A 16,349-nucleotide genomic window follows, 5' to 3' on the forward strand; every position below is an offset into this window, starting at 1 on the left:
GCAGAATACTTTCATCGGTAAACCCGTAACGTATTTATTAGCGTTTGTTATCCTACCGGCAGTTTGAACTGGGCCAGCTGTGACGAGGTGCGGCGCAGGTGCACGCATAGCAGTCGGGCAATGTTTTCCATGATCAGACTGACCGCATGGGGGCTGCGCTTGCGCAATTGCTCGATACCCTTGCGGGTGAGCACGATCAGGGTGGCATCCTCGGCGGCACGGACCGTGGCCGAACGAGGCTCGTGATCCACCAGCGCCATCTCGCCCATGGAGTCACCCGGTCGCAGATGGGCAATCACCACCTCGCCGCCGGCTTCGCTGTTCTTGACGATATCCAGGCAACCGCGCACCACAAAACAGACAAAATCACTGCGGTCCCCTTCCCGGCATACCGGCTCCCCGGCAGGGACCCGGTTAACAAACACCAGTTTTTCCAGTACCGCCAGTTCTTCATCACTAAGCCCGGCGAACAGACGCATGCGTGACAGAACATCCAGTACCTGGGACATCAGGCAGTGCCCCCCACGGTGAGGGCGTCCACCCGCAGGGTGGGCTGCCCCACCCCTACCGGCACGGACTGACCGTCCTTGCCGCAAACGCCGATGCCACTGTCCAGGGCCAGATCATTACCCACCATGGAGATGCGGCTCATCACTTCCGCGCCGCTACCGATCAGGGTGGCGCCTTTCACCGGGCAGACGATTTTGCCCTTCTCCACCAGGTAGGCTTCGCTGGTGGAAAATACAAAACGCCCGGAGGTGATATCCACCTGGCCACCACCGAAATTTACCGCGTAAATGCCGCGGTCGAGACTGGCAACAATATCCTGCGGATCACTCTCACCGGGCAGCATGTAGGTGTTGGTCATGCGTGGCATGGGCAGGTGGGCATAGGATTCCCGGCGGCCGTTACCGGTGGGAGCCACACCCATCAGCCGGGCGTTGGTCTTGTCCTGCATGAAGCCCACCAGTTTGCCGTTTTCGATCAGGGTATTGCAGGCGGTAGGGGTGCCTTCGTCGTCGATGGTCAGAGAGCCTCGGCGATCCGGCAGGGTGCCATCATCCACTACGGTACACAGGGGCGATGCCACCTGCTGACCAAATTTTTTGGCGAACATGGAAGTGCCCTTGCGATTGAAATCGCCTTCCAGACCATGACCCACCGCTTCGTGCAACAGCACACCGGGCCAGCCCGGCCCCAGTACCACCGGCATGGTGCCTGCCGGTGCCGCTTCGGCGTCCAGGTTCAGCAAGGCGCCACGTACGGCTTCCCGGGCCCAGGTTTCGATTCGCTCTTCCTGCAACAGCCAGTCGTAGGCCACCCGACCACCACCGCCGGCACTGCCGCGCTCGCGGCGGCCATTGCGTTCGGCGATCACGCTCACATTGCAGCGGATCAAAGGCCGCACATCCGCCGCCAGGGTGCCGTCACTGGCGACAACCATGATCACATCCTGTTCAGCACTGAGGCTGGCCGTGACTTCCACGATGGCCGGGTCCAGTGAGCGGGCCAGGGCATCGATACGTTGCAGCAGGGCCACCTTGTCTTCGGCGGGCCAGCCCAGTAGCGGATCAATGGCGGCATAACGGGCCGGCACCGCCCGGCTGGCAAGCTGGATCTGCCGGTCCTGACCATGTCGGGTAATGGCACGGGCCGCACCGCTGGCCTGCTGCAACGCGTCCAGGGTGATGTCATCACTATAGGCAAACCCGGTCTTGTCGCCCTGGACAATGCGCACGCCGGCGCCGCGCTCGGTATTGAAGCTGGCATCGCGGACGATACCGTCTTCGAGTACCCAGGCCTCATGGCGGCTGTGCTGGAAATACATGTCGGCATAATCTGCCTGGCCGGTCAGTTTGCCGTTCAGCAGCGACGCCAATTGCGGGGTGTGCAGGTTTGCCGGCGCCAGCAGTACGGACTCGGCAATGGAGAGGGCGTCATTATGTGTCATAGGGTCCTTCAATTCGGAATCGTTGATGCTGTTGAACCGGCATGCTTTGCCGAAGCTCATTCATGGTAGCAAGGTCCAGCTCGGCCACAAGAGCACCGGGAGAATCGCTCAGACTATCCACCACCCGGCCCCAGGGGTCCACCAGCATGGAATGCCCATAGGTGGCCCGACGCGGGCCGTGCTGGCCGCACTGGTTGGCGCCCAGCACATAACAGCCGGTCTGCACCGCCGTGGCACGCAGCAGCAATTGCCAGTGGGCCGCACCGGTGACCGCAGTAAACGCAGAGGGATAGACCAACAGCTGGGCCCCGGCGGCAACCAGCCGCTGGGCCAGGGCCGGAAAGCGCAGGTCATAACAGATCGCCATGCCCACCTGCAGCTCCCCCAGAGAGGCGGTCACCACTTCCTGGCCGGGTTCAAAGAAATCCGACTCACGATAACGGCCCTGGGCATCCTGCACATCCGCATCGAACAGATGCAGCTTGTCGTAACGGGCCAAGCGCTCCCCGGCAGCGTTTACCGCGATGGAGCAGGTGCGCACAAGCGGCGATGGTACCGGCTGCCCATCCGGGCGCTGCAGGGCGGGCAGACTGCCACCGATGATCGCCATACCCAGGCTGCGGGCCTGCTCACACAACCAGCCGACCAGCTCGTCATGACGCTCACCCAGCACCCGGTAATCACCGCCGTAGCCGGCGAAATTTTCCGGCAACACGGCCAGCTCGGCACCCTTTTGCCGGGCCTCGGCCAGTAGCGTTTCCGCCTGGCGCAGGTTGTCATCGGGCTGCTTGCCGCTGGTCATCTGGATGGCGGCAATCTGATAGCGTTGCACCGTCATTCGAATATCCCCTCGGTCTCTTTCACCTGTGGGCTGCTCCAGTTACCGGTTACCCGGTATTCCATGGTGGTGGTCTTGTCGAGCCGATCGCCCCAGATCCGCTCCACCACAAAAATACCCGCACAGGCAGCTGGCCCAGCCAGACAGCCCGCATACAGGTTACTGGACAATGGCAGGGTGACCTCCATGTTGTGATCCAGGGTTTCCTTTTCCAGATCAATGGCGCCCTTGACGCGAATCGCGGCTGACGGCGAATCAATGGCCAGATTGGATGTAGCCACCCGGGGGCCATCGATGGAGAAGTCGCCAGTAATGCTGTCGCAACTCATGCCTTTCTTGTACAGGTCCGAGAAATCCAGCCGCAAACGACGCTGGATCGTGCCGATATTGAGAATACCCAGCAGACGCAGGAAAGACGTCCTGGTATCGGTATCCGGAATCCGGCATTCCCCGATATCCACCTGGGTCTGCCCCTCCAGGGCCAGATAATCCATATTCAATGGCCAGTCAGCCCAACCCAGCACCACCTGGGCGCGGGCATCATCGGACTCTATCAATGCCGGCAAACCCCAGGCGTTAAGGGAGCGGCCAAGATTGTCCGAGGACAGGCTGCCGTTGAAGCGGCTGTACGGCTTGCCGGCTTCCTCGGTCCAGTCCAGCGTGCCTTGGAAACGACTGGATCGCCAGCGCCCGTCCAGATCGGAAATACGCACGCCCTGTTTCACCGGCCGCACCTTGCCTTGCCACTGGCCGTAGTCCTCACCATTGATAACGATACTGTTGAAATCCGCATCCAGCGGCGGCAGCGTTAGCGGCGACACCGGTGCGGATTCCCCATCATCACCGAGTGCCCCCTCGGGCAGGTTCAGATTGAGACGGGACACCGACATGGCCAGCGGCACCTCTCCCCGGGCGGTGAACCCGTCCGGGATACGCACGGACCCGGCCACCGCACGGCTACTCAGCGCCATATCCCAGCCAGCGGCCGCCGGCAGCACCGAGAGCCGGGTATCGGCTACCTCCATGCCAAACAGGTCCAGGCGATCCACCTGCAGGCTGACCTTGCTCAGCGAGGCATCGGCGGTAGCCACCCCGCCAGCCGTGCCGGCATTCAGCGAAGGCACCAGCCGGTTGCCGATAAAGTCGATCCAGGGTTCCACACTGGCATTAGCCAACCGGCCGCGCACCTGGATCCCCTCGGCGGGCACCTGCAAGGTGCCGCTGCCCACCAGCAGATCACCCCGCACGCGCTTGTCGATGCGCAATGCCCCTCGCAGCAACCCGCCGTATTCCATGTCCAGCGCCAAACGTCCACCCGGATTACTGAGGCGGATATCCAGCGGCCGGGTTGCCTGGGCAGACTTGCCCAGTGGCGCCGGCGCATCCACGGTAATCCCTTTCATCGACGAGGCCGCTCGCAGTGAAAACGGGGTGCCCTGCCAGGGAATCTGCACGGTCAGCCCCAGTGGCAGCTGCCCGGAGAGAGGCTTCAGCCAGGGGAAACCCAGCCAGTTTGCCGCCTGCTTCATGGGCAGGCTGCCATCGAGCTGCAAGCGGCTACGGCCATCACGGGTCAGCCACTGGCCACCGAATTGACCTCCCAGGGCCCGGGCCTGCAGCCGGTCGATCTGCATGCCATCACGCAGATGAAAATAGACTGGCGCCGAGGCCTCGGTTACCTGCAGTTTGCGTGGCGTATTGTGAAGGGTGGCATCGTTCACCTGGGCATCCACAATCACCACCGGTGTGCCGCTGTCTTTTTGCAGCGGAATATCCAGCAACAGATAGCCCGCCATACTGCCGTCCCGGAAACGCCAGTCCAGCAGCTCTTCGGGAAGCTGTTTCCGCAGGGGCGTATCCTGAAAGAGCGTATCCAGATCCTTGACCGGCCCTTGAGCCCGACCGGAAATAATCAGCTTCGGCGTCTCGCCGGTGGCAAAATCCGGCACATCAACGTGTACATCCTGCAGCTTGCTGCCCAGTAATGTCCCGCTGCGAGCCAGCCCGCGTACCTGGCGACCATTGATCAGCACATCCGCCGACACGTCGCTGGCTACTGGCCAATCCGGCAGAAAAGACAGGCGCACATCGCGACCCTGATAGCGCATCTGCAAGGTGCGATCCTGCTGGCGGCTCTTGTCGATTTTTACCGGGCCCTGGTAAAGAATCTGCCCACGCTGCAGATACCCGCCCTGGATAGCTTGCCCAAGCCAGCCAGACAACCCCTCGGGTAACCGCTTGAGCGGCATGTAATGGCTGGCGCGGGCACCGTTGCCTTCGTAGATTTCTGCCGCCAGGCGCAATTGCGGAATCTGCTCGGGGCGCAGACTGAGCTGCATGAGCGCCTCGCCATGGGCATCCGGATTGACCACGCGCAACCGCCCGGAGCGCACCAGCAGCTGTTCGCCATCACGCTGCCAGTCCAGCAGCCCGCTGATCTGGCCACCCAGGGCATGGTCATAAAGCCGCGGAAATTGCAGGCTCAGATTGTCGCTGTGCAGGTGCGTCAGCCCTTCAGAAGCGCTGCCCGACACCCAGCCGGAAAGCCCCTGCACACCCGGTATCCGGTCCTGCGCCTGGCTCGACAGACCGGTGAAGCGCAACTGGAATTTCTCCACTTGCCGGGCGCGTCCACGCAGATAAACACCATCCAGCAGGCCCCGTGGCGCCTGCACCTTCAAACGTTCACGGACCTGTTGCAGGTTATCGGGCAAAGCAAAAGGCCACTGCTGAAACTGCTGGCTGAGCGCGTGGAGAGGCAATTCATTGCCCCGAAACTGCCATTGCCGCTGCTCCCCCCGGGTCTGCCAGCGCAGCGCCAGATCACCCAGGTTGAGAGTACCGGCTGGCGAGTCACCGGACAGGTTGGTCAGGGACAGGGTCGCGCGCTCGCCGTCCCGAACCAGGGCCAGCCGCGCCGACAACTCGGTCATCGGCCAGTCTTGACCGTTTTGCTGCAGGGTCAGGGCAGGCAGATTCAGATTGATACGGGCATCATGAGGCTGTCCCTGTTTCAGGGTTGACCACACCTTCAGGCGACCATCCAGGGCTGCCACCTGCACCGGCCACCCCAGCTCCTCGGGCAGCCACTCGTGCAGCCGCTCGCCCTTGAGGCTGGCGTACAAATCCGCTTCCACCTCTTCCAGGGAAAACGCATCGCCGTGCAGATGAATGCGCGCCTGCAGAGACAGCGGGCGATCCCGGGCCTCCAGGTTCAACGCCAGGCGGTGCTCGTCTCCCCGATTGATCAGGGTGGCTTCCAGCTCGGAGGCTGCCAGTGGCGGCATACCCGGCCACTCCATGGACAAACGGGCATCGCTGATCACCAGCAACTGCTGGCGGTAAAACAGGGTGAGGATACGCTCCAGCGGCGGCCGCTGCTCCGGGTCATTGCTTCCCAGCGCCTCCAGGCCACGCAGTCGGATACTGCCATCCTCGCCGCGCACCAGATGCAGCTCCACCCCATGAATACGCAGCTCCTTAAGCACCAGATCCCGGTGCAACAAAGAACGGAACACGTCGATGCCCAGCACCACTTCGTCCAGCTCCAGAGCGGTATCGCCTTCCGGGGCCGGCAAGCGAATCTGGCGGGCCACAAACTGGGGCACCAAGCCGGACATCTTGCCGTCCAGCTCGGCGATGGTCAGCGGTGTCTGGATACGCTCTTCAAAGAGGACTTCCAGCCGTTCGCGATAATCCGGCACCAGCAGCATCATCTGACGGCCAACCACCACGTAGGCCGCCATCAGCAGCAGCAAGGCCACCGTCAGCCACCAGAGGGACGGATAAAGTCGATGCCAGCGATTGGGTCGGGTCGAGGCCATAGTCAGTTGGTTTGCCAGTAACGGATGCCGACCTGATCCAGCAATTCCACCATCTGTTCCAGCGGCAGGCCGACTACCCCACTGTAACTGCCCGTCAACGAGGCCACCAGCGCCGCGCCCAGTCCCTGAATCCCATAGCCACCGGCCTTGTCAGCGCCTTCACTGGTGTCCACATAAGCCTGCAGCTGCGACTCATCAAGATGACGGAATTGCACTCGGGTAATGGCGTGCCGCACCTCCAGCTGCCCGCGGTGCAACAAGGCCAGCGCAGAGATGACCTGATGCTCCCCCCCGTTGAGGCTCTTCAGCATGGTCAGCGCCTGTTGCTTATCCACCGGCTTGCCCAGTATCTCGTCACCCAGCACCACCGCAGTATCAGCCCCAAGCACAGCACCAACCGGCTGGCCATGGGCTGCCACCGCACCGGCCTGGGCCTTCTCCCGGGCCATGCGACAGACATACTCCAGGGGCGGCTCCTGCGGCAACGGGGTTTCATCGATATCCGGAGCGGGCAGCACGGAAAAGGGGACAGCAATCTGCCGTAGCAGCTCTGCCCGACGTGGCGAACCTGAGGCGAGGTAAAGAATCATAGGATCAGTTAATCGTTAACAGTGAATAGTTAACAGCTAACACCCAACAGGTCAGGCGCGGCCACAGGACTCTGACGTTGTTCCGTCATCGGCTCGCGAACTGTTCACTGTTAACTATTCACTATTAACTGTTTTTTCAGCGTACTAGAAAACGCAGCTGCACCCAGCGCAATAGCGCACAGACCGGACGCCAGAGCACTGCGCTGGTCAGGGAAGCATAAAGAATGGTGTAAGGCGGATACAGGGTACGACCCACAGATTCCTGCACCAGAAATGCCAGCAGGCTGACGGTTCCCACCAGCAGGAATACCACGGCACACTGCTGCAGCGAGGTGAATACCCGCATGCGTTTATAGGCCGCCAGCATCACAAAGGCGCCCAACGCATAGGCCAGACCCCATTGTCCCAGCGTGGTACCCACCAGCACATCGTGATACAGACCAACGAAGAAGCCCCACAGCACACCGATGCGGCTGGGCAATTCCAGCACCCAGTAAACCAGCACCAGCAGCATCCACTCCGGGCGCACCCAGTTGACGCTGTCCGGTAACGGCACCACTTCCAGCAACGCGGCGATCAGCAAGGTGACGATAATGACACCGGTGCCGGCGGGACGATCATGCATCATTGGCGGCCTCCGGGTCGGGTACCGGAATCAGGGGTTTCTCAGTGGGCTGCACCAGCAGCACATGACTGGCACGGTCTACCCGGGCAGTGGGCCGGGCGGTTATTTCCGCGAAAGGCGCACCGGACTGGTGACGCACGCTGGTAACCGTCGCCACGGGATAGCCGCGCGGATAACGCTGGCCCAAGCCCGTGCTCACTAACAGATCGCCCTCGCGGATGTCCGCCGTATCCGGCACGTAGAGCAGCTTGAGCCCATCGGACTGACCGGTGCCGGCGAGAACCGCACGCACGCCGTTGCGATTCACCTGTACGCTCATGGCGTGGCTGGCATCGGTGACCAGCAGCACCCGGGCGCTGAGCGGCCCCGCATCCACCACCTGACCGATCAGGCCCTGGGCATCCAGCACCGCCTGCCCCCGGGAAACCTGATCGCCCCTGCCCTTGTTGATGACCAGCTCCTGGCGGTTAGGATCCGGATCCACGCCGATGATCTCGGCCACCAGCACATTGGCATCCAGGTCCGCCGAGGAGTTGAGCAACTCACGCAGACGCACGTTTTCCGCTTCCAGCACCGCCAGGCGCTGAACCTTCTGTTCCAGAATCAGGGCCTGGCGCTGCAGGCGCCGGTTTTCATCCATCAGGGAACCGCGGCTCTGTGTCTGCTCGGACAGCCACTCACTGGAGTCCACCGGCAGGTGGGCCAGATAATGGATGGGAGCAGTAAGATAGCCGAGCACATGCCGCACGGGCGTAGCCCAAGGGGTGCGCTGGTCCAGCACCATCATGATAATGGCCAGAACCAGCGCAATCAGCAGTCGGTAGGTAGGATTGGCCGGGGCAGCCATGGGCGATTACCCCATGGCCAGCATATCGAAACCCTGGCTGTCCATCAGCTCCAGCGCCTTGCCGCCACCACGGGCCACACAGGTCAGCGGATCATCGGCAACGATCACCGGCAGGCCGGTTTCTTCGCTGATCAGCCGGTCGATATCACGCAGCAGTGCACCGCCACCGGTAATCACAAGACCACGCTCGGCGATGTCGGAGGCCAGTTCCGGCGGGGAGGCTTCCAGTGCGTTTTTCACCGCATTGACGATGGCCGCCAGCGGCTCTTTCAACGCTTCCAGGATTTCCTCGGAGTTCAGGGTGAAGCTGCGCGGCACCCCTTCAGCCAGGTTACGGCCGCGCACGTCGATCTCGCGGATCTCGGAACCGGGGTAAGCGGTACCGATTTCATGCTTGATACGCTCGGCGGTGGATTCACCGATCAGCGAGCCGTATTCCTTGCGCACAAAGGCCACAATCGCTTCGTCGAAACGGTCGCCACCGATACGCACGGACTCGGAATAGACCACGCCGTTCAGGGAAATCAGGGCAATCTCGGTGGTACCCCCACCGATATCCACCACCATGGAACCGCGTGCTTCCTCTACCGGCAGGCCGGCACCAATGGCCGCAGCCATGGGCTCTTCAATCAGATAGACATCACGGGCCCCGGCGCCGTAGGCGGAATCCTGAATGGCACGGCGCTCCACCTGGGTGGATTTGCAGGGCACACAGACCAGCACCCGCGGTGCCGGCGGGAAGAAGCCGGTATCGTGGACCTTCTTGATAAAGTACTGGAGCATCTTCTCGGTGACATCAAAGTCAGCGATCACCCCGTCCTTCATGGGTCGAATGGCAGTAATGTTGCCGGGGGTACGGCCCAGCATACGCTTGGCGTCGGCCCCCACGGCAGCGACACTCTTCTGGGCACCATGGTGCCGAATGGCCACCACGGACGGCTCGTCCAGTACGATGCCGCGGCCACGTACATAAATAAGGGTGTTGGCGGTCCCCAAATCGATGGACAAATCGGTGGAGAACATCCCCCGAATACGCTTGATCATGGACATCTCTGGCGTGTTTCCTGAAATTTTCGCGAAAAAACGACACCGGGCGGGAAAAAACCGGGCATCTCACAAGATGGCGCAACTCTAGCAACGGCAGGGGCATTGGGCAAGCTGACACTACGGCTTTTACGCTGGTGGGCAGTGGCCCCGGACAGGCGGTCTATGGTACTTTTTCCGCCTTTCCAGACCCGCATTAGCTTATCTCTGCCCGCCGCAGAGAATCCCAACGGAGAGAATCATGGCCATTGATTCCAAGGTGGTAGCCCAGGTGGCCCATCTGGCGCGCCTGAAAGTGGATGAGGCAGACAGCGCCGCCCTGTCCGACCGTCTCAATGACATTCTTGCCATGGTGGACCAACTACAGCAGGCCGATGTGGCCGATGTGGCGCCCATGGCCCACCCGCTGGACGTGACCCAGCCCCTGCGTGAAGACGAAGTCAGCGAGCCCAACGTGCGCGACAAGGCACTGGACATCGCCCCCGCTGCCGAAGACGGCTGTTTCCTGGTTCCCCGGGTGATTGAGTAAACAGGTGATGAGCAACGCCATGCACAACAAGACACTGACAGAACTCAAAGCCGGTCTGGCTGCCGGGGACTTCTCCTCCCGGGAGCTCACCGAGCATTTCCTGGCCCGCATTCAGCAGCACGACGGCGAGCTGAACAGCTTTATTACCGTGACCGCCGAACAGGCCCTGGCCCAGGCGGATGCAGCCGATACTGCCCTCGCGGCTGGCAATGGCGGCCTGCTCACCGGCCTGCCGATCGCCCACAAGGACATCTTCTGCACCGAGGGCGTGCGCACCAGCTGCGGCTCGAAGATGCTGGATTCCTTTATTGCCCCCTACACCGCCACCGTGGTGGAAAAGATGGCCGCCGAAGGCGCGGTAATGCTGGGCAAGACCAACATGGACGAGTTCGCCATGGGCTCCTCCAACGAAACCAGCTACTACGGCCCGGTGAAGAACCCCTGGAATCTGGAACGGGTGCCCGGCGGCTCCTCCGGCGGTGCGGCGGCCTGTCTGGGCGCCCGTCTGGCCCCTGGCGCTACTGGCACTGACACCGGCGGCTCCATCCGCCAGCCAGCGGCCCTGAACAACATCACCGGCCTCAAGCCCACCTACGGCCGCGTGTCCCGCTGGGGCATGATCGCCTTCGCCTCCAGCCTGGACCAGGCCGGGCCCATGGCCCAGAGCGCCGAAGACTGTGCCCTGATGCTGCAGGCCATGGCCGGTCACGACCATCGTGACTCCACCAGTCTCAATGAAAAGGTGGATGACTATCTGGGCGCCCTGAACAACGACATCAGTGGCCTGACCATCGGCATCCCGGAAGAGTTTTTCCCGGACACCCTGGATGGCGCCATCGCCGACAACAGCCGCGCCGCGATTCGCGAACTGGAAAAACTGGGCGCCAAGGTCATCTCTGTATCACTGCCCAGCATCAAGCTGTCAGTACCGGCCTACTACGTGATCGCCCCGGCAGAAGCCAGCTCCAATTTGAGCCGATTCGACGGCGTGCGTTTCGGCCACCGCTGTGACGACCCGAAAGATCTGGAAGACCTGTACAAACGCTCCCGCTCCGAAGGGTTCGGTGATGAAGTGAAGCGCCGCATTCTGGTCGGTGCTTACGCCCTGTCCGCCGGTTACTACGACGCTTACTACCGTCGCGCCCAGCAGGTCCGTCGCTTGATCCGTGATGACTTCGCACGCGCCTTCGAAAAAGTGGACGTTTTGATGGGACCCACCGCCCCGGAAACCGCCTTCAAACTGGGCGCCAAGAAAGACGACCCGGTAAGCATGTACATGGCCGACGTGTTCACCATCGGCGTTAACCTGGCGGGCCTGCCGGCCCTGTCCATGCCCACCGGCTTTATCAACGGCCTGCCCACCGGCACCCAGGTGATCGGTAACTATTTTCGGGAAGGGCAAATCCTCAACGTGGCGCACAAATATCAGCAGGCCACCGACTGGCATAAACAGGCACCCGCGTTTGGAGGTGACCAATGAGTTGGGAAGTCGTGATTGGTCTGGAAATTCATGTCCAGCTTAATACCGTCAGCAAACTGTTTTCCGGCAGCAAACTGTCCACCGGCGCCGAGCCGAATACCCAGGCATCATTGGTAGACCTGGGCATGCCCGGCACCCTGCCGGTGGTGAACAAGGAAGCGGTGCGCAAAGCCGCGCTGTTCGGCCTGGCCATCAATGCAGATATCTGCCGTCACAGTGTGTTTGAACGAAAAAATTATTTTTATCCGGATCTTCCGAAAGGGTATCAAACCACTCAGCTAGCCGAGCCCATTGTCGGTGCTGGCATCGTGGAAATTCAGCTGGAAAGCGGTGAAAAGAAAAATGTGCGCATCCACCACGCACATCTGGAAGAAGACGCAGGAAAATCCCTGCACGAAGACTTCCATGGCATGACCGGCATCGATCTGAACCGGGCCGGCACGCCGCTGATCGAAGTGGTCACCGAACCGGATATGTCCAACGCGGAAGAAGCCGTGGCCTTTGCCCGCAAACTGCACGCCATCGTCACCTCTATCGGCATCTGTGATGGCGACATGTCCCAGGGCAACATGCGTTTTGATGTGAACGTGTCCATCCGCAAGCCCGGCGATGAACTGGGCACTCGCACCGAAACCAAAAACCTCAACTCTTTCCGCTTCATGGAAAAAGCCATTGCCCTGGAAGTGGAACGACAGATCGATGTGCTCGAAGACGGCGGCAAAATCGTGCAGGAGACGCGTCTCTATAATGGCGACACGCACACCGCCCGCTCCATGCGCAGCAAGGAAGACGCCAACGACTACCGCTACTTCCCCTGCCCGGATCTGCTGCCGGTAGCCATTACCGACGCCGATCTCGAGGAACTGAAAGCCGCCATGCCGGAACTGCCCAATGCACGCAAGGCACGTTTCATCGACGACTATCAGTTGTCCGAGTACGACGCAGATTTGTTGTCCGGCTCCGTCGCTACCGCCACCTTCTTTGAAGCGGTTAGCAAAGCGGGCGGCGACGCCAAGCTGGCCGCCAACTGGGTGATGGGTGAAATGGCCGCCAGGTTGAACGCGGAAGAAAAAGCGATCAGCGACAGCCCGGTCTCCGCTGAACAACTGGGCCAGCTGATCGCCCGTCTCAAGGACGGCACCATCAGTTCCAAAATTGCCAAGCAGGTATTCGAAGCCTGCTGGGCCGGCGAAGGTGACCCGGATGCCATCATTGAAGCCAAGGGCCTCAAGCAGATGAGCGACAGCGGCGAGCTGGAAAAAATCGTCGATGACATCATCGCCAACAACGCCCCCCAGGTTGACGATTACCGCAACTCTGACGACGCCAAGAAAAAGAAAAAAATCGGTTTCTTTGTTGGCCAGGCAATGAAGGCAACACAGGGCAAAGCAAACCCTCAGCAATTGAACCAGTTATTGCAGAAAAAACTGCAATAACGCATCACTCCCACACGCTCCACGCATCACGCTTTTTGCGTGCTGGCGTGGAGCATGCGGCGTACCAGCCAGCCGGAGGCTATATGACCACCACCTTCCAGAACCGCGTCACCCTGGAAAAGAAAAATGACATTGCCTATGTCACTTTGAGCCGCGCCGACAAGTACAACGGCCTGGATTTCGCCATGATGGAAGGGCTGGTGGAAGCCGCCAAAGCCGTACGCAAGGACAGAAGTCTGCGCGTGGTGATCATGCAGGGCGAAGGCAAGGCATTTTGTGCCGGACTGGATTTCGGCACGGTGATGAAACAACCGCTGAAATTACTGAAAGGTTTTACCAAATACGGCGTCAAGAAAACCAACCTGTTTCAGGAAGTCTGCTGGTGCTGGCGCGAACTCCCCATTCCGGTGATCACGGTACTGCATGGTTACTGCTACGGCGGCGGCATGCAGATCGCCCTGGCGGCGGATTTCCGTATCAGCACCCCGGACTGCGAAATGTCGATCATGGAAATCAAGTGGGGGCTGATCCCGGACATGACCGGCAGTGTCACCCTGCGCGAACTGGTGCCCATGGATGTGGCCAAGGAACTGACCATGACCGGCCGACTGTTCAAGGGCGACGAAGCCAAGGCCCTTAACCTGGTGACCCGGCTTGCCGACGACCCACTGGCGGAAGCCGAGCAACTGGCCGAGGCCATCAAGACCCGCTCCCCGGATGGCATCAGCGCCGCCAAGAGTCTGTTCCAGCAGACCTGGAATGTACCGGAAGCCCAGGCCTTCGATACCGAAAGCAAACTGCAGTTCAAGCTGCTGCGCGGCAAGAACTATCGTCGCGCCCTGCAGGCGGGACAGAAAAAGGAAGCACCGCAATTCGGTCCCCGCGAACGGGACTACTGAGAGAGCCTCTGATCAGCGTAACGACGCCTTTCCCACGCAACGCGCCTTACCTGTTTTTACCGGTCTGGCGCCCTGCATCAGGCGTCCTTGCTGTTTTCTTTGCCATCCGGTGTCCGACATCTGGCACCCGGCACGATCGCCCTGCCAACTCACCCCTGTTTCGTAGCCGCTTCTTACGGCATACTCAGGCAAAAATCTGAGTTTGTTGAGGCACAGCATGATTTCCGTGGCCGAAGCCAGCGGCGGCTTTTCCGCCCTAACCCGCATGTACAAACGTCTGGTCGATGAATTTATCGGGCAGCTCCCGCTGCAACCCCAGTCATTCCCTTTGGCCCCCACCGAGGATGCCTTCAAGCAAGGCATGTGTGCCGACACCACCTATGTGGTGAAAGGCGGCATGCTGGGCATGCGCTGCCAGACACGCAAGCTGTTTACCTGGGACGAGGGGGACATGATTCTCCCGGACGCGGGCAGCGACGAGGTCACCTACTACGCAGAAAGCGCGGTGTTACTGGCCGCCTACCCCACCGTAAAACTGGTGGAAGCGGCCCTGGCCGATGAACAACTGGCGCGGCTGTGGACACGCATCCTCACCATCCAGCAAGCCATGCTGGTACGCCTGCTGGCGGCCTACGTGCCGGAAGAAAGCCATACCACCCCGGGCTTTGCCTATTTCGAACCCGGCGACGTGATCATCCGTCAGGGGGAGCCGGCGGATTATGTCTTCAGCCTGTTCGAAGGTCAGGCGGATGTGTTGGTGGACGATGTGGTCGTGGGCCATGTCAGTGAAGGCGAAGTCCTCGGCGCCATCGCCCTGCTTACCCACTCCCCGCGCAGCGCCACGGTGAGGGCAAAACGCCGCTGCTCCGTGGTCAAGGTGCCCAAGCACCAGTTCAAGGACCTGATCCGCACCAACCCGGGCATGATCCACAGCCTGCTTACCGACATGGCACGGCAGGTCACCGATCTGAATAATCAGGTGGTCCAGCTGTCCGCCTGAGCCAGTGAGGCCCTATATTGTCCCTCCCGGAAAAGGGGCCTATATTGGAAGGACAGAGGTTGGCCCGCACAACTTCTCGCAAGGCCGACCTTCTCGTCCTCAGCTAGGGAGGTCCCGATCATGCGCCATATTCTCTCCATCGCCATCATTATCTGCTTGCTGATTCTGGTGGCAGTCTATTTCCTGTCTGACTCGCAGCCAGAGATCACCCAGCCCGGCTTTACGCTGGAGCCAGAGCAGCAAACCGTTACCACACCGCAATCCCCTTCCAGCCGCCAGGATGATCCAGGTGAAACGTCACCACCCGCCGAGTAATGATCCCGGCTCTCTGGCAGACACAGACTGCCTAGGGAGGATCCGCAAACGGAACGAGGGACGAGAAGTGAAGAGCAGAAAACGGCTATAGCCGAGAGCCTTGCCCTTCAAGACTTGCATCTACCAACACAAGCCAGGCCCTGCGGTTATGGCCGGGAACAGACCGGACAGGTCGGATCTTTATGAAAGCGCATTTCCCGCCAGGACAGGGTTCGGCCGTCAAACAACCGCAGGCTGGCGGGCAGAGGCTTGCCCTGCAGCACCTGTATGGCAGCCAGTGCCTGCAGGGTGCCGATTGCACCCACCACCGGGCCGACGATACCCGCCTGACTGCAGGCCAGATCGCCGTCAGTGCCATCGCCATAGACGCAGGCGTAGCAGGCGCTGTCCGGCTGGCGCAGATCGAACACCGCCAGTTGTCCGTCCATGCGGATGGCGGCGCCGCTGACCAGCGGCGCCCGGTGAATCACACAGGCCTGATTGATACGCTGACGCGTGGCGAAATTATCCGTGCAGTCCAGCACCACACTGGCCGCTGCCACCTCCCGGTCCAGCCAGTCTGCGTCGACCCGCAGGGTATGTGCCTGTACCGACACCTCCGGGTTCAGCGCCAGCAATTGCGCCTTCAGGGCCTCGGCCTTGTGCTGGCCTACATCGGCGCGCCGAAAGGCCACCTGCCGATGCAGGTTGCTCAACTCCACCGCGTCATCGTCTGCCAGCACCAGCTCGCCGACTCCCGCACCGGCCAGGTACAAGGTCGCCGGGTTGGCCAGCCCGCCACAGCCCACCACCAACACCCTCGCCCCCGCCAGGGCTTCCTGCCCGGCCAGATCAAAGTCCTCCACCATCAACTGGCGGCTGTAGCGAAGTAGCTGGTCGTCGTTAAGCATCGTCATCTCGCTGGCACGCAAAGGCTCTGGCATTCCATGGTGCAGTTCGCTGCGCTCAGTGCACCCTACTGAATTCGGTGT

15 protein-coding genes are annotated in these 16,349 nt (G+C 61.2%); 6 read left to right on the forward strand and 9 right to left on the reverse strand.

The genetic code is table 11. The annotated features are described in order from the left end of the window. Window positions 1-47: 47 nt before the first annotated feature. The 8 genes from Q0Y02_RS09465 to Q0Y02_RS09500 form a co-directional block, all read right to left on the reverse strand. Window positions 48-509 (reverse strand): cyclic nucleotide-binding domain-containing protein, encoded by a 462-nt coding sequence (locus Q0Y02_RS09465; protein WP_297767232.1) that lies wholly within the window; start codon window positions 507-509, stop codon window positions 48-50. Further along, window positions 509-1,951: a metalloprotease TldD gene (gene tldD / locus Q0Y02_RS09470; RefSeq protein WP_297767234.1), complete on the reverse strand. Its 1,443-nt coding sequence runs from the start codon at window positions 1,949-1,951 to the stop codon at window positions 509-511. Before tldD ends, Q0Y02_RS09465 begins: the two co-directional genes overlap by 1 nt. After that, the gene (locus tag Q0Y02_RS09475) at window positions 1,941-2,789 is read right to left on the reverse strand and encodes a carbon-nitrogen hydrolase family protein (protein WP_297767236.1); all 849 of its coding nucleotides are present in this window, start codon (window positions 2,787-2,789) and stop codon (window positions 1,941-1,943) included. Before Q0Y02_RS09475 ends, tldD begins: the two co-directional genes overlap by 11 nt. Beyond that, on the reverse strand, window positions 2,786-6,613 hold the full coding sequence (locus tag Q0Y02_RS09480) for a YhdP family protein (RefSeq protein WP_297767238.1): 3,828 nt from the start codon (window positions 6,611-6,613) through the stop codon (window positions 2,786-2,788). Before Q0Y02_RS09480 ends, Q0Y02_RS09475 begins: the two co-directional genes overlap by 4 nt. A gap of 2 nt (window positions 6,614-6,615) precedes the next feature. Beyond that, window positions 6,616-7,203, reverse strand: a complete 588-nt coding sequence (locus tag Q0Y02_RS09485; RefSeq protein ID WP_297767240.1) for a Maf family protein — start codon at window positions 7,201-7,203, stop codon at window positions 6,616-6,618. A 136-nt stretch (window positions 7,204-7,339) separates the two neighbouring features. Next, window positions 7,340-7,831, reverse strand: coding sequence for a rod shape-determining protein MreD (gene mreD / locus Q0Y02_RS09490; protein WP_297767242.1), 492 nt, complete (start codon window positions 7,829-7,831; stop codon window positions 7,340-7,342). After that, window positions 7,821-8,675 carry a rod shape-determining protein MreC gene (mreC, locus tag Q0Y02_RS09495; protein WP_297767244.1) on the reverse strand — a complete coding sequence of 285 codons (855 nt, stop codon included), beginning with the start codon at window positions 8,673-8,675 and terminating at the stop codon, window positions 7,821-7,823. The genes mreD and mreC overlap by 11 nt, the downstream gene beginning before the upstream one ends. Window positions 8,676-8,681: 6 nt before the next feature. Beyond that, complete coding sequence (locus Q0Y02_RS09500) at window positions 8,682-9,719, reverse strand: rod shape-determining protein (protein ID WP_035248243.1); 1,038 nt, start codon at window positions 9,717-9,719, stop codon at window positions 8,682-8,684. A gap of 241 nt (window positions 9,720-9,960) precedes the next feature. On the opposite strand from Q0Y02_RS09500, the gene gatC reads away from it, so the two are divergent. The 6 genes from gatC to Q0Y02_RS09530 all read left to right on the forward strand — a co-directional run bounded on the left by gatC (window position 9,961) and on the right by Q0Y02_RS09530 (window position 15,378). Then, on the forward strand, window positions 9,961-10,248 hold the full coding sequence (gatC, locus tag Q0Y02_RS09505) for an Asp-tRNA(Asn)/Glu-tRNA(Gln) amidotransferase subunit GatC (RefSeq protein ID WP_290537603.1): 288 nt from the start codon (window positions 9,961-9,963) through the stop codon (window positions 10,246-10,248). Between the two features lie 19 nt (window positions 10,249-10,267). Continuing rightward, window positions 10,268-11,728, forward strand: coding sequence for an Asp-tRNA(Asn)/Glu-tRNA(Gln) amidotransferase subunit GatA (gatA, locus tag Q0Y02_RS09510; RefSeq protein ID WP_297767338.1), 1,461 nt, complete (start codon window positions 10,268-10,270; stop codon window positions 11,726-11,728). Next, on the forward strand, window positions 11,725-13,164 hold the full coding sequence (gene gatB / locus Q0Y02_RS09515; protein WP_297767250.1) for an Asp-tRNA(Asn)/Glu-tRNA(Gln) amidotransferase subunit GatB: 1,440 nt from the start codon (window positions 11,725-11,727) through the stop codon (window positions 13,162-13,164). Before gatA ends, gatB begins: the two co-directional genes overlap by 4 nt. Before the next feature lie 83 nt (window positions 13,165-13,247). Then, window positions 13,248-14,063, forward strand: coding sequence for a crotonase/enoyl-CoA hydratase family protein (locus Q0Y02_RS09520; protein WP_297767252.1), 816 nt, complete (start codon window positions 13,248-13,250; stop codon window positions 14,061-14,063). Window positions 14,064-14,280: 217 nt separating this feature from the next. Continuing rightward, on the forward strand, window positions 14,281-15,063 hold the full coding sequence (locus Q0Y02_RS09525; RefSeq protein WP_297767254.1) for a cyclic nucleotide-binding domain-containing protein: 783 nt from the start codon (window positions 14,281-14,283) through the stop codon (window positions 15,061-15,063). Between the two features lie 120 nt (window positions 15,064-15,183). Further along, complete coding sequence (locus Q0Y02_RS09530; protein WP_297767256.1) at window positions 15,184-15,378, forward strand: hypothetical protein; 195 nt, start codon at window positions 15,184-15,186, stop codon at window positions 15,376-15,378. 146 nt (window positions 15,379-15,524) lie between these two features. On the opposite strand, the gene moeB is transcribed toward Q0Y02_RS09530, so the two are convergent. Beyond that, the gene (gene moeB / locus Q0Y02_RS09535; RefSeq protein ID WP_297767341.1) at window positions 15,525-16,268 is read right to left on the reverse strand and encodes a molybdopterin-synthase adenylyltransferase MoeB; all 744 of its coding nucleotides are present in this window, start codon (window positions 16,266-16,268) and stop codon (window positions 15,525-15,527) included. Between the last annotated feature and the right edge of the window lie 81 nt (window positions 16,269-16,349).

The organism is uncultured Alcanivorax sp., assembly GCF_947258575.1.
GTDB lineage: Bacteria > Pseudomonadota > Gammaproteobacteria > Pseudomonadales > Alcanivoracaceae > Alcanivorax.

Excerpts from the sequence above, each read along its gene's own strand:
- Q0Y02_RS09465 (WP_297767232.1), bottom strand. The coding sequence starts at position 509 with ATGTCCCAGGTACTGGATGTTCTGTCACGCATGCGTCTGTTCGCCGGG.
- tldD (WP_297767234.1), bottom strand. The coding sequence starts at position 1,951 with ATGACACATAATGACGCCCTCTCCATTGCCGAGTCCGTACTGCTGGCG.
- Q0Y02_RS09475 (WP_297767236.1), bottom strand. The coding sequence starts at position 2,789 with ATGACGGTGCAACGCTATCAGATTGCCGCCATCCAGATGACCAGCGGC.
- Q0Y02_RS09480 (WP_297767238.1), bottom strand. The coding sequence starts at position 6,613 with ATGGCCTCGACCCGACCCAATCGCTGGCATCGACTTTATCCGTCCCTC.
- Q0Y02_RS09485 (WP_297767240.1), bottom strand. The coding sequence starts at position 7,203 with ATGATTCTTTACCTCGCCTCAGGTTCGCCACGTCGGGCAGAGCTGCTA.
- mreD (WP_297767242.1), bottom strand. The coding sequence starts at position 7,831 with ATGATGCATGATCGTCCCGCCGGCACCGGTGTCATTATCGTCACCTTG.
- mreC (WP_297767244.1), bottom strand. The coding sequence starts at position 8,675 with ATGGCTGCCCCGGCCAATCCTACCTACCGACTGCTGATTGCGCTGGTT.
- Q0Y02_RS09500 (WP_035248243.1), bottom strand. The coding sequence starts at position 9,719 with ATGATCAAGCGTATTCGGGGGATGTTCTCCACCGATTTGTCCATCGAT.
- gatC (WP_290537603.1), top strand. The coding sequence starts at position 9,961 with ATGGCCATTGATTCCAAGGTGGTAGCCCAGGTGGCCCATCTGGCGCGC.
- gatA (WP_297767338.1), top strand. The coding sequence starts at position 10,268 with ATGCACAACAAGACACTGACAGAACTCAAAGCCGGTCTGGCTGCCGGG.
- gatB (WP_297767250.1), top strand. The coding sequence starts at position 11,725 with ATGAGTTGGGAAGTCGTGATTGGTCTGGAAATTCATGTCCAGCTTAAT.
- Q0Y02_RS09520 (WP_297767252.1), top strand. The coding sequence starts at position 13,248 with ATGACCACCACCTTCCAGAACCGCGTCACCCTGGAAAAGAAAAATGAC.
- Q0Y02_RS09525 (WP_297767254.1), top strand. The coding sequence starts at position 14,281 with ATGATTTCCGTGGCCGAAGCCAGCGGCGGCTTTTCCGCCCTAACCCGC.
- Q0Y02_RS09530 (WP_297767256.1), top strand. The coding sequence starts at position 15,184 with ATGCGCCATATTCTCTCCATCGCCATCATTATCTGCTTGCTGATTCTG.
- moeB (WP_297767341.1), bottom strand. The coding sequence starts at position 16,268 with ATGCTTAACGACGACCAGCTACTTCGCTACAGCCGCCAGTTGATGGTG.